The 12,956-nt window shown below is 37.2% G+C and carries 17 protein-coding genes; 1 reads left to right on the top strand and 16 read right to left on the bottom strand.

Annotation, left to right across the window (positions count from 1 at the left end):
• Positions 1-161: 161 nt before the first annotated feature.
• From JCM19043_RS14710 to JCM19043_RS14720, 4 genes are all read right to left on the bottom strand, one after another.
• Entirely contained in the window at positions 162-407 is a 246-nt protein-coding gene (locus JCM19043_RS14710) for a hypothetical protein (RefSeq protein ID WP_062323673.1), read from the bottom strand.
• A 17-nt stretch (positions 408-424) separates the two neighbouring features.
• On the bottom strand, positions 425-1,045 hold the full coding sequence (locus JCM19043_RS14715; protein ID WP_197274837.1) for a recombinase family protein: 621 nt from the start codon (positions 1,043-1,045) through the stop codon (positions 425-427).
• A complete protein-coding gene (locus JCM19043_RS19080) occupies positions 1,042-1,200 on the bottom strand; it encodes a recombinase family protein (protein ID WP_197274838.1) in 159 nt (52 codons plus the stop codon). The genes JCM19043_RS14715 and JCM19043_RS19080 overlap by 4 nt, the downstream gene beginning before the upstream one ends.
• 675 nt (positions 1,201-1,875) lie before the next feature.
• Complete coding sequence (locus tag JCM19043_RS14720) at positions 1,876-2,178, bottom strand: hypothetical protein (protein ID WP_062323675.1); 303 nt, start codon at positions 2,176-2,178, stop codon at positions 1,876-1,878.
• A 166-nt stretch (positions 2,179-2,344) separates the two neighbouring features.
• Between JCM19043_RS14720 and JCM19043_RS14725 the strand changes: the two genes are divergently transcribed.
• Entirely contained in the window at positions 2,345-2,551 is a 207-nt protein-coding gene (locus tag JCM19043_RS14725) for a hypothetical protein (RefSeq protein WP_062323677.1), read from the top strand.
• Positions 2,552-2,585: 34 nt separating this feature from the next.
• Here the strand turns inward: JCM19043_RS14725 and JCM19043_RS19085 are convergent, their stop codons facing one another.
• From JCM19043_RS19085 to JCM19043_RS14775, 12 genes are all read right to left on the bottom strand, one after another.
• Positions 2,586-2,741 carry a hypothetical protein gene (locus JCM19043_RS19085; protein ID WP_082394588.1) on the bottom strand — a complete coding sequence of 52 codons (156 nt, stop codon included), beginning with the start codon at positions 2,739-2,741 and terminating at the stop codon, positions 2,586-2,588.
• Positions 2,742-2,791: 50 nt separating this feature from the next.
• Positions 2,792-3,544, bottom strand: coding sequence for an N-acetylmuramoyl-L-alanine amidase (locus tag JCM19043_RS14730; RefSeq protein ID WP_062323680.1), 753 nt, complete (start codon positions 3,542-3,544; stop codon positions 2,792-2,794).
• A gap of 43 nt (positions 3,545-3,587) precedes the next feature.
• Positions 3,588-3,854 carry a holin gene (locus JCM19043_RS14735; protein WP_062323682.1) on the bottom strand — a complete coding sequence of 89 codons (267 nt, stop codon included), beginning with the start codon at positions 3,852-3,854 and terminating at the stop codon, positions 3,588-3,590.
• Positions 3,855-3,868: 14 nt separating this feature from the next.
• A complete protein-coding gene (locus JCM19043_RS14740; protein WP_062323683.1) occupies positions 3,869-4,168 on the bottom strand; it encodes a hypothetical protein in 300 nt (99 codons plus the stop codon).
• 111 nt (positions 4,169-4,279) lie between these two features.
• Positions 4,280-4,444, bottom strand: coding sequence for a hypothetical protein (locus JCM19043_RS16625; RefSeq protein ID WP_156321441.1), 165 nt, complete (start codon positions 4,442-4,444; stop codon positions 4,280-4,282).
• Positions 4,444-4,854, bottom strand: a complete 411-nt coding sequence (locus JCM19043_RS14745; RefSeq protein WP_062323685.1) for a DUF1617 family protein — start codon at positions 4,852-4,854, stop codon at positions 4,444-4,446. The genes JCM19043_RS16625 and JCM19043_RS14745 overlap by 1 nt, the downstream gene beginning before the upstream one ends.
• Position 4,855: 1 nt before the next feature.
• Positions 4,856-6,517 carry a hypothetical protein gene (locus JCM19043_RS14750; RefSeq protein ID WP_062323688.1) on the bottom strand — a complete coding sequence of 554 codons (1,662 nt, stop codon included), beginning with the start codon at positions 6,515-6,517 and terminating at the stop codon, positions 4,856-4,858.
• A 20-nt stretch (positions 6,518-6,537) separates the two neighbouring features.
• The gene (locus JCM19043_RS14755; RefSeq protein WP_062323689.1) at positions 6,538-8,262 is read right to left on the bottom strand and encodes a phage tail spike protein; all 1,725 of its coding nucleotides are present in this window, start codon (positions 8,260-8,262) and stop codon (positions 6,538-6,540) included.
• A gap of 12 nt (positions 8,263-8,274) precedes the next feature.
• Entirely contained in the window at positions 8,275-9,300 is a 1,026-nt protein-coding gene (locus JCM19043_RS14760) for a phage tail domain-containing protein (RefSeq protein ID WP_062323691.1), read from the bottom strand.
• Positions 9,297-9,731 (bottom strand): distal tail protein Dit, encoded by a 435-nt coding sequence (locus JCM19043_RS18320; protein ID WP_062323693.1) that lies wholly within the window; start codon positions 9,729-9,731, stop codon positions 9,297-9,299. Before JCM19043_RS18320 ends, JCM19043_RS14760 begins: the two co-directional genes overlap by 4 nt.
• Positions 9,721-10,710, bottom strand: a complete 990-nt coding sequence (locus JCM19043_RS14770; RefSeq protein WP_062323695.1) for a hypothetical protein — start codon at positions 10,708-10,710, stop codon at positions 9,721-9,723. Before JCM19043_RS14770 ends, JCM19043_RS18320 begins: the two co-directional genes overlap by 11 nt.
• A gap of 4 nt (positions 10,711-10,714) precedes the next feature.
• A complete protein-coding gene (locus JCM19043_RS14775; protein WP_197274839.1) occupies positions 10,715-12,847 on the bottom strand; it encodes a phage tail tape measure protein in 2,133 nt (710 codons plus the stop codon).
• Positions 12,848-12,956: the final 109 nt, after the last annotated feature.

Raw genomic sequence — 12,956 nt, forward strand, 5'->3', positions numbered from 1 at the left:
TCTATCTTCATATTGTTTACTCCAATTATTAAAAACTTTAATTTTTTTATTATAATCTTCTTCTGACCTAGGAGTATCAAAGTTTATATCATTACTCACTGCAACAACACCAATATACCCATCCTTTGTAAATTTAAGCCATACAATATCACGTACATCATTTAGATTATTAGTGATTTTATTGAATCATAATCAATACTTGTTGCACCTACCATAGGTGAACTCACTTTTTTCACACCTATATCATTTAAAAAATCATTTATATATTCAATAACCTTATCAATTGGGAATGGATTTAATTCGGCCTGTTTCTTTGCCTTTTTGAACCTAACATTACTATAATGAACAGAACTTTCTCTTGATCCGGGATTAGGTGTATTTACATCATTTTTAAAATATTCATTCATATTATAGTCTCCTGTTTCTAACTGTTTTTTACATCAACACTTTTTCTGTTCGAACTATACTTCCTACCCTTTCTTTTTAGGCCATCTTCAGTTTTCACAACATTACTTCTATTTTTCTTTTCTACCTGTACCGCTTCAAATTTTCCCTTTGAAATGATTGCTGGATGATTATTTTCGGATACATAATGTTCTTGATGTTCTCCCGTATTTAGTAACCTAACTACACCTATGTACTTTTCATTGCTCAGCATGACATCAATCGTTCTTTTACTCCACTTTTCTTTTCCAGTCGGTGTTTTTATTCCTAGTCTCTCTAATTCTCTTTTTATAGCAATAATGCTAAGGCCACGTAAATATAAATTAAAAATTAACCGAACATTTATAGCTTCTTCATCCTTTATAATCAATAAACCATCTTCATCATTTTCATAGCCATAGCATTTCCTATTATATAGTTTAGAAGTTCTTTGGGCGGCATGAGGTTTATATCCCCATTTAATGTTTTCACTTCGAGATTCATTTTCAGCTTGGGCAATGGATTCGATAATGGAAATCATCAAGGCACTATCCGTATCCGCTGTATCTAATCCTTCTTGTTCAAAAATAACACGAAATCCCAGTTCTCTTAATTTGTTCAACCTTCAAGTACTTCAACCGTATCTCTACCAAATCGACTAATATTTTTCGTTATAATAATTTCTATATTTTTTTCCTCACAATCTTTTATCAGACGATTAAATGCTTTGCGGTTGGACTTTGCTTTTCCGGATGCAATATCTATGTATGTATCCACAAGTAACCAATTAGGGGGTGGTAGACGCTGTTAATCTAGTTAAGGCCGATACTTGTGTTGTTAAACTATTTAATTGTTCCATACTGTTTGAACTTACACGACAATAAATTCCCACTCGTTTTTCGCGTTTAATAGGTTTGGGCGGAATAAAATGTACCTTGCGCTGATTTGACATCTCCTTACCTCCTGGCACTTACATTTCATATTCATTTAGACTAATTATATTCTACGTGTTTTCCGACTATATGATTAGTCTAAATATAGCACATTTTACACCTTACATCTAACCTATCAACTCCCCTACCAAAAAGTCATTCTATCAACTCAACCTAGAATTTCAGTGCTTCTAAAGCCAATAACAAAAAGGGTTCCGCCCGTTTATTCACATAAAATAAACTTAAGCGAAACCCTACAAACCTTATTCCATCAATACTTCAATTCTTCTTATCCATCCACCCTAGACATCAACGCCACACACTCCACATGTGTGGAATATAATTAACGTCGTATCACGTCTTAGGTTGAATAATGTTATTCCTAACCAATAACACCACTCTTGGATAGAATAAGACGAACTGGGGAGCTTTGTTCATTTGGTAGAGTGATTGTTCATAAAATTAATAAAACACTATACAGGCTCAAAAAGACACTACTTCATGGTAGTGTCTCTCTTTTTTATTTATCAACAAGTTTTTCAATGTTACTATTTAATCGACTGAGTTGTCTAATAATCATCCAGTTTTGCTCTGTTAATGTCGATAAATATGCTACTTTAGCGTGTTCTTCAGCTTTGGAATATCTTAAAGACATCCCAGCTCTAAGTAATCCATTTTCCGCTAAATTACTTGCTATCTTTTTAATGATAATCATATCTTTTTCATCAAATTCTTCTAGTTGATATTTCTTCATGAATTCAGCCATTTGAATATCTGCTTTAGTCATTTTAGGTTCTGTCTCTTTTCCGCTAAACAAAGCCATGTGTCTACACTCCTTCTTTCATCTGTCATTTACTATATTCGACAGAATATTTACATATTCCTGCGTGATAAGAGAATTTGATAATATGAATATATCTTATTTAGCAGGAAAATTCCACTTGAATACAGAATATTACATTATAAGACAAATTTAGAGGAGGGGAATTATGGCCGACATTAAAAGTCTAAACGAGAAAGAAATACTAGAAAGAATGGAAAGAGTTATATTACTTTTGAGATTCGAAGATGGTATTATATCCAATGATAAGCATAATCCTTCTGGAATAAGAACGGCTCAGTTTTTTAAAGAAATTTGGGAGAAAGAATTAAAAGAACTAAGAGAAACTTTAATTAAAATACGAAATCAAATGTAAAAAGCCCCTCACGATGATGTGAAGGGCTTTAACTCTATACTCTCTTATTAACTTCTACGCGGACTTTAGCGTACTCAGACGCGCTAATTCCGAGCGATTTGCGACGGTTTTCATGACCATTGCCATGTTTTCCTGCAATTACTTCATCAGCCATTTGCACAATCGACTTTTTAGGTTTAGGTCTTGTCATTAACTGATTAACTTTCGATTGCACTTGATCAGCATTGTAACCAGCTTTGTTTAGACGATTAAACGATCGCTACCATTACCCCACTTACCATCAATAACTTCTTCCGCAACCTCGTCTAATGTTTTTAATGGCGGCTTATTTTCAACAACTTTCGTTTTAAGTTTCTGTCCAGGCTTAATTAAGTTAGGTGTCTTGATGTTGTTTAACGTGATTAAATTGTCTACAGTCGTGTTCAGCTTTCTCGCAATCGAATATAACGTGTCGCCTGCTTTTACAGTGTAGTCACCGCTATTTTCAACGACAGGTGCATTTAATTCGTTTTTAACTAAGTTAATAAAGTCATTCCACCCAATGCCGTCCTTGCCCGCCATAATTTGTGCAGGACAATTCTTGCGCGACCAGTCATAATGACGTTTAACTTTATCGATAGTAAGATTTTCGTCTTTTAATATTTTTGCGACTAGTTTAGCACCATTTTTAACAGCTTGTTTATAGTCGCCATCGCTATTAATACAAATCTCAATACCGATTGAGTTTAAATTGCCATCACCTTGACCGTCTCCTGCGTGCCAGCATTGCGCATCATGCGGAAATGACTGAATAGCATCTTTATCATCTACCTGCCAATGCCAAGAAGCTGAACGGACGTTATCGCGTGATTGTAAGTTTGCGTGCGCTTGTGCGTTAGCTCCACGACTTGTGTTGCCAGTCTGATGTACAGTGATAAACTTTTTACCGTTTTTACTGCCATAAGTTTTAGATTTAATAACGACTTGTGATACAAGTTGAGTTTTAATATTCATTTTTACTCGTCTCCTTTTTTTGTTAAATTAAAAAGATGCTGCACTAAGCAACATCTTTAGTCATACCGTCACGTTTATTTAAGATTTCAAACAGTCCTGTTCCTGCAAGACCAGCAAATCCACCAGCCCACAATCTTAACACTAACTCAAAGTCAGTAAACGGATAAGAAATAGCACCAACGATTAAACCAACAACAACACTGATTAATGGTAAATAATTTTTAGGTAAATTGATTGTTTTCTTGACCAGTTCCACTACTGCTGTGACAATCGGCAATGATACTGTTGCAAATAATAAGACTTGTTCCATCATTTTTCCACTCCTCACAGTAAATTTGTAATCAATTGAAAAAGAGCATAGAAGACTGTTATTAACAATCCGCCTGCTCCAGTAATGTTTAATATAAGTTTCCAAAAGTTTGATAGCTTCATTTTGTTTGTTGCTAAGTGATGATCAATAAGCGTATTCAAAAGCTCTTTTTGCTCGTTACCCGTTTTCTCTACTGCATTTTTCACATCTTTCATTTCATGCGACATACTAGCAAATGTATTTTCTAGCGTTGTAATTCTACGCTCATGGTCCTGCCAGATTGGCATTTCTTCCACACCCTCTTTTTGTGACATAGTAACCCCCTTAAAAATTTAGACATAAAAATTATCGGTATATAAAAAGCACCTCGGAATGAGATGATTAATTCGTAATCTTAGTAGCCACTTCTTGTCTAACAATATCAATCAATACACTTGGCGCTTCATTGCTTTATATTGTTCTGCAGTCAGTGGAATATAACCATTTAGATTGATTGTTCGCTCTTCATTTTGACCGTTGAAATGTACCTGTACAGAATCAATCTGACCATCGACATAGCGCATGCTGACGTTCGTAATCTGGATATTCATTATTCGTCACCTCCCTCAAAAGCTTCATAAAGATTCGCATAATCATGAGCTTGTTGTCCGGACCAATCAATGTCGCATTCTTCAAGCGATTGTTTGACTGATTTGATTGTGACTTGATTATCGCCACCATCAATTACAACTTTCTCATTAAAAAAAGCTTCCAAATCTACTTGGAGCTTCTCTGTTTCTTCGATATCGTATTTGTCATCAATGATGATTGGCTTTCCTTCGTCGTCTTTTGCCGCATAGCTTTCCTTTAGTTTCTTTTCTTCCTCTGCTACATTTTTCAACTTGTCACTCAGCAAACGAATGAGTCGTGTCCGGTGTACGGATTTTAAACCTTTCAACTCAAGTCGATCTAATATCTGAATGGCACCTGATAGTTTAATGTTGTCGATTTTTAATTGCATGTTAAGCAGCTCCTTCTAATTGGTTTAGTCGTTGTTTTAATATTTGGTTTTCCATCTCAAGAAAATTAATTCTGTCTGCATGATCGTCAGTGATGCTGATTAATTCTTTGATTGCCTTTGTATTTAAAGTACTATGAGCATAACCTTCAACAGCTTCGCCATCAGCCGATAAGACTTCAAACGGCGTTTTATACCCTTCACCGATAACAAAGCCCATCTTACTGATATAAACACCATCTTCAATATCGCCTTTCAAATAATACGAATATAGTTCTGCTTGATTTTTCAGAATATCTATCGCATTGATATTCAGTTTCTTTATATCAGTTTTAGTTGAAGCTAAAGAACCGTTATTAAAGGCTGAAGCGTACATAGGTGTCAGTGTTCCAGATAAATATTTCGTTGCTCTTACAGATGTATTTCCTTGAACATAAGTCACACCGTCTCCGCCGTTGTGGACGCGACCTGCTCCGTTCAATCTTATATCTCCGGTAATGGTCACGGGGTCATAAAAATAAAAACCATTAGATGCATTGGTCTTGAAATGCGAATACTCACTATTTCTTGGACCGATTTGAGTTGATGCATAAGGTGTAACGATATTGACAGGATCGTATGCGTTTGTGGCAGTTCTTTTTGATTCAATTAACATGCCAGAATCGCTGTTTAAAGCTAACGAACGCGCCGACAAGTATATTTTTGCAGAATAATCATAAGAAACCCCACTTCCATCTCCCGTTTCTCTAAGGAAAATATCTCCATTCTGTGTAGCAAAAAAATTGTTGTAGTTTATGCCATTTTGTAATGAATTTGCCCTTACAAGTATACTTCCGTCATCTATTTCGACAGTTCTAGTCCATGGCGGATAAGCTGTTGACGTTGAAGTGATTCGGCTACCACTAATATTAACACCGTTAATATCTATACCATTAATCGTCCCTGCATTGATTGTGCCTAGGTTACCAGTGATGTCAGATAAAACGGTGACAGCACCGACGAGATTAATCTTACTAGCATTAATTGACGCAACTTCACTCGAGAGATTAATATCACCAATAACACCATTTTTGTTAACCTTCAAATTAATTTCATTAGCTTGTTGTGTAATTGTCGTTTCTGCAGTATCTACTCGACCTTTCAAAGTGTTAAATGTACTTGTTTCTACTTTAGATGTAATAGCTCCATCTAAAGCATCGATGTCTATTTCTGCGTTAGATAAACGAGTGTTCATGTTATCGACAGTGGTTGAGTCTGCTTTTAAATTGATTCGTCCTGCTAGTTGATTGATTTCGGATTCGGCATAAGAATAAACAGAGTCGATTTCGGCTTGAACATCTTCTGGCGCTGGTGTCCAGTCTGTTGCTACGTTTCCTTTTTCTAGCTTTATCCACTCAATCTTAGAGTTTAAATTTGAATTAGGGAAGCCATAAATAGATATATCATTAACTTCCCTAGTAGCTTGAAAAGTTCCATAATAAATCCCTTTTTCAGTATCGTATTTTTCATTTTGGTAAATCACACCAAAAGGCGTACCACCACTGTAAAACAACCACGAGTGTTGGTCTTCTGATAATTGCCCTTTTATTTGATACGTATAGGACATTCCTATTTTTATTGTTTCTGATAGTTGGTATGTTTTATTGGGGTACCCGCTATTATTCACTAGCTCATCGCTATTTAATATTATGTTCCTTCCACCAACCTCAATATCAGCAATAGCCCCTGAACATAAGTCGCATCTACCTTGCTTGATATCTGACCAGCCTGTACAGTCAATTGCGCACTGTTGTCTGTTACTTTACCACTCAAAGCATCCACGTCAGTTTGATTAGCTTTTAAAGCAATCGCCTCTTGATTTTGACCGATTAGTGTACTATTCACACTTATATCTTGCACAATACCATCCATATCAGTTTGATATTGTGTAACAGATACTTTATTTAATAAGGCATTATCTATCTCTGATATAGTGTATACATCACCAACATTAACTTTATCTACTAGTTGACCATCCACATACTCAACACTTGATTTATCAGCTAAATCACTTGCTATTTCAGACATCTTACTGTCGTATGCCGTTTGTGAAACAGCATAAGCAAGCGCTTGTTGTAATACTTCCGCTGATTTGTCCTCTGCATAGTTTTTAGCATTGGTTTCGGCAGTTGATGAAACTGTATCAGCATGTGATTTAGCATCAATACCGACTGCCTCAGCAAATGTTTTACCTTCAGTGAAAACTATGTCATCTTTGTCATCAATTGTGTGCTTATCATACGTATACTCAAGCATCTCTGTAGCGCTGATCTTTTCTTTTATTTCCGCCTGCAATTGTTTCCAAATAGCTAACACTTGCTCTTCTGTAAATTCAACAAAATCACCAAGTTTTACTTCTTTCAAACTATTTTCAAATATATCACGTGACTGTTCAAATACTCGTGCTTCAACGTATAATGGCGGACTAAACTTTTCGTCTTTGATACGTATCGTATCACCAAAGCGTATTTTTTTATTCTCCATGCCAGGAACGTGTTCTAAGTCAACGATATTCGCACTATAAGTAATAACCGCATTGATACGCTTGTTTAACTCTGTACGACCATATTGTTCTAAATCTGATAATGTCATGTCTAAGTGTTCTGATTGTGGCTCATAGATACCGATTAAGTGTTTTAGTTCTCCCGTTATCGGGTCTGGCCTACCCCAGCGCCTTAAAGCATCTTCATCTTCTATTAGCGCTCCTAACCGATTACCCTCAATACCTTCTGGACCTAAGCACAATAATGCTGTATAGATGTCGCTTGTGTCCTCTGAACGTTCAATGCTGTCTAGGTCTTTACCGAACGTTACTTCTCGCCCGTCCCAGGTACCCACACGATCAAGTAAATCAACATAGCGATTAGTCACGCGATTGCCGTCTGTTTCAGTGCGAAAGCGTAATTCTAAATCAAATTCATTGGCCACTCGTTTTAGCATTGTAAAAGGGTTGGTGTGCGTATCAATTGTGATGGTGCGTAACGCATCACTTTCGACAGTACCAGGCCGCCACTCTGTTTCATTCGTCACAAAACTAAGCGCCGCAGTAGCGTTATAATCCGTAAGCGTTATTGGATAAATCACTTTAGCTTTTATTAGGTCTAGATAGCTTGCAGTAGTATAAACTTCTATTCGATCATTTGTTTTAATTACGTTTTGGATTATAAACTCAATATATCCTTCGTCCTCTGACGGAATGATTAAGCGATTGCGGTCTGTCAGTTTATCTGCGTAACTTAAATTAGGTAGACATTCAAAATCAAATTGTTCTAATTGATTTTCTAACGATTGTTTATGTGAGTTAAACAATACTTCACGATCAGATATAATATCCATAAGCTCATCATTTTGACCGTTTATGACGTGAATCATATCTCTCACCTCCTACTTAAACGTTTCTCTGAATTTCATAGTGACATTAAACGCATCAGATGGATGAACAACGAACTCGTTCGGTCCTTTCTGAAGCTCAAAAAATCTTGCGCCAAAGTCTTTTAAACGCATAACGCTCTCGCCATTTAATAGCATTTTTTCATCTTTATGATCAAACGTAATCATATCTCCTGGATAGGCAATATACGGCGTTTGGTCCTCTGTTGTTTGCACTAACTCAGTAACCTTCAATTGATTAATTCTAGGTACAGTCGCCGATGTAGAGCTTCCAAACTTACCAAAGTGCACCTGTACATACTTTAACTTACCTGTTAGAGTTTGACTGGTATCTGTGTAACTTACTCTTAAGACATCATAATGTTTAGGTATCACAGTACCTGTTGCTAACCTAGCAACATAAAATTCGAAATTATTACCTCTTCTCGTTAATCGTAAAACACCATGGAAATGTTGACCACGTTTCAAATAATTTCTTGACGATATGGCATAACCTTCGTTAATCCCTCTAAAATCACCGTATCTGCCTTCGGCAGCTATTTGACTAATATTTATTGTATTATCAACAATAGCCAATTTACCAATGACATTTAAACCCTCATCAAACAAATATGTTTCAATTCTAAAAGTGTCAGATGAACGATCTAACTCAACACGACATCTCATTTCCACTTCAAAATCTTGAATGACCGGAATTTCTTTCACTAAGGCAGGACCGTGCCACGCTGGTCCAGTACCATAACTAGAAGGTACAACTCCTGTTCCGTCTGTTCCTATCGTTCCCCCAATGACCGTATTCGTTCCATCGATTTCAGTGGGTGACGTTTGCCAACTCGAAAGTGATTCTCCGCGCTCGTCCAATACAACATTACGGTCATTCACAAGTGTTTGTTGTACGGTTGTCGGTTTACCAATCAGCATATATTCATCATGTTGATTCTGTATCATGGCAAACGTGACAGGTGTTAATACTTCTAACTCAAAGATTGGTTTTGCTTCATGTGTGCCTTCATTGGTCACTGAGACGTAATCAGATGGAAGGTGTAGATTCTCTCAGGTCCGTATGCATATGGGTCCGGACATATGAAAGTGATCGTTCCTCTTCGCTGGTTTCCAAAACGCGCAAAATCAGAGATATCACCTTCGACTTTTGCGTAGTAAACGCGATCAGGTTCATCAGGAAATTGTAACTCGACTGGTTCACTTGTTAATAACCAAGATTTTAACTGATCTAGCTTATCAAGAGCGTCAACATCATCTTCAACTATAAAGCCCACAGGTTGATTGATATATAATACGTCTGTTTTACTTGATTGAATATATGCTCCAGCTTTACCAGGTACACGCAATAAGTTATTAGTGATAGGAGCAAAAGGAGACTTTTGACGTCCTTCAAGTAAAAATAGCCATTCTTTTGTTTCGCCATTAAATATTAATTTACTATGTTGCAAAGCGCTCCCTCACTTTCTTGTCACGATTCTGCATTTCAGTAACGTGTTTATATGTTTGTCTACTTAACTCTCTTCCATCCATTTGATTGATTACTGTTGTATAAATGACTGCTTCGCCCGTCATCTGTCCAGAACTAGAGTTGTTTAAACTATCAATAACACGATTCGCTTCTCCACTAGGTCTAGCACCTGTCGCATATCCAGGTATACGATTCAAAGCTTTTAATATACCTTTCGTTTCATCGTGCGTAAAAACTTGATAACCAGATGGTCGATTGTACATACCGAAATCAAGCATTTCCCATTGATTACCGAGACGACCTAATTCATAGCCTTCTTCACCAGCCAAAAATGTCCCTCCTGGGTGATAATCTGTACCGTTTGCGTATTCAAATCGTGCCATATTTGATGATTTGGTCTGATAGTTAGGCTCTCTTATGGTTGGTGCAGAAACAGATATTTTCCGTTGGAATATACTTTTAATATTTCCCCATATCCTCGAAGCGTCTTCTTGTAACTCAAACCACCTATTGATGAGTGGTTTTTTCATTGTAATGCTATCTCCGGTGAACGACATCTTTATATCCTTAAACGTATCTTTAGCACTTTTATTCAAACTCATAAAGTTTTTAATTGTGTTATCCATCGATTTATCCCACTCAGTTTTAATTTCTCCAGTCGTTAACCTTATTTCTTCAACTAATTCTGGATTTTTTTCAACAGCTTCACTAATTACCGCTTCGTGCATTTCTTTTGCGCTAGCTATAGTTTCATCTTTCTGCCTTCTGGCTTCTTCGATGAGTTTATCTGCTTGTTCTTTTGATAGTTCACCAGTGACATCTCGCGCATTTTCAAAAGCGAGTTTTTGTTGATAAAATTGTTCTTCGGCTTCTTTTACTACTTCGTTCTTTTGTTCGTAAGAGTTTGAAATAACTTCTGATGCTTGTCTTTTAGTGATTGTATCAGCTTGCTCCCGCATTCTTTCAAGGATAATCGTTTGTTCTTTTTTCGCTTTCAGTCATAATGTCTATTGCCGTATTTTGACCTTCCTCTAACAAGCGATTAATCTCGTTTTGTTCCTTCTCAGTTATACCTCTGCCTTCTTCATAAGCTTTATTCATAATATCTATTGCTGTTGCATAACTCTCTTCAGCTTGCTTAACTCTTTCGTCATAACTTTTTGTGACACTTTCTAATATCTCTGCTTGTTCTTTTGCACTTATGTCCTTTGTTTCTTTAAATAATTCCTTTACGGCCTCTAGGCTTTCGATTTTCTGTTCTTGAAGACTGGATACAATTTGTTCTTTCATTTCTCCGAAAGTTTCTACCATCGAATCTTTCATATCTTCTGATACTGTTTTACCAGTCCAGGAAAGTTCATTAAGTAAAACTGTAGCTTCTGAATTTAGTTCTAAAAAACTACCTAGAGACTCTTCTGTAGTTTTTGATACACCATCACCGAATAACTCGACTTCTGGTATTAATTCTTGGCTAAAGTGTTTATACAAACCATACGATGCTAACCCCACCGCAGCTAATCCGCCGGCAAGGATAGGTAAGCTTCCACCGGTGCCAGCCAATCCCGCTATGCTACTATTTAAAGTATTACCAGCTGCACCCCTGTTACCGATCGCTTTTGTTAGATTCCCAATTCCTCTAAGAGCAGAGCCAGTCATTGTTGTAAATCCGCCAAATGCAATCGATGCCGGACCAATGGCGGCCGTTAAACCAATTAATTTAAGAATAGTCTGTTGCTGCTCTTCATCCATATTAGAAAATGCCTGTGCACCTTCTTCTAGCTTTCGAATCAGAGGCTCTGCTGCATCAATAGCATCCATAATTGCGGGAGCCAATGCATCACCTAAACTAATCGCAACATCTTTTATGCGATTCCACATAATTTTTAATTGTGACTCTGTGGTGCCGTATCTTTTTTCAGCCTCTTCAGTTAATGCCGTATTTTCATCCCACGCGTCCGATCCAATCTTGACCGCCTCTGTAAATACATCTGTTGCTCCTGCAGCACGAAGTAACGTATCACGTAATCGCACTTCTTTAATACCCATGTCATCTAAAATACCAATGGCGGATAATCCACGCTCTTCTGCTGTGGATAAACCATCAATGAAACTAATGATCGCTCCTGTCGCATCTTTTTCGTAAGCCTTTTTAAAATCTTCTGCGGAAACACCCGCAACTTTCGCAAAGTTCTCTAAATCTTTCCCGCCTTGTTCTGCTGCCAATTGCATATTAATCATGACTTTACTAAAAGCTGAACCACCAGCCTCTGCTTCAATACCTACAGAGGATAATGCACCAGCGAATGCTAATATCTGTGATTCAGTCAAACCGACTTGAGCACCTGCACCGGCCAACCTCATAGCCATACTACTGATTTCCGATTCGGTGGTGGCCAAGTTGTTACCAAGCGCAACAATTGTGGAACCTAGCTTATCAAAGTCATCTTGACTCATGCCTACAATGTTAGCGAATCGAGCGAATTCAGTTGCAGCTTGTTCACTCGTTAAATTAGTTGCTTCACCTAAGTCAATCATAGTTCGGGTAAATTCTTCTACCTTCTCTGTCTCAATACCCAACTGTCCAGCAGATTCAGCGACAGCTGCTATTTGCTCTGTGGTGGCAGGAATGTCTTTGGCCATGTCTCTGATACCTTGTCTTAGGTTATCGATTTGTTTAGCTGAACCGTCGACGGTTTTTTCTACACCTGCAAAAGCAGATTCAAAATCAACTGAAGCTTTAAATACAGCAGCACCGCCTGCAACAATAGGTGCGGTTACTCGCATAGAATAGCTTTTACCGAAGTCCGTCATCTTTCTCCCAACCGACTGCATACTTTTACCTGTTGAATCTAGTTGAGTACCCAAACGCTTTAAAGGATTAATCTGATCATCGATTGCTTTATTGATATTTTTAAGTTGAGTTTCTGTACGGTTCATTTGCGCTGTAGCGTTGTTATATTCTGCAGAAAGATTTTTTGTTTGTTCTGCATCTTCACCTTTTGCTTTCTTAGATTCTTCATAACGATGTCTGAGTTCTTTAACCTTCTCTTGTTGAGTTTGAAATCGTCTCGTAAGAATATCTGACTGCTCACGCAATCCTTTTAGGCTGTTTGTATAATCTTTACCACTAGAACGAGCTAAATTCATTTCGGATTTTAAACCCTTTAAATCTTGGGCGAATCCTTTCAAGGACCTCGTTGCTCCA

Origin of the sequence: Halolactibacillus sp. JCM 19043, assembly GCF_001310395.1 — a bacterium.
Lineage (GTDB): Bacteria > Bacillota > Bacilli > Bacillales > Amphibacillaceae > Halolactibacillus > Halolactibacillus miurensis.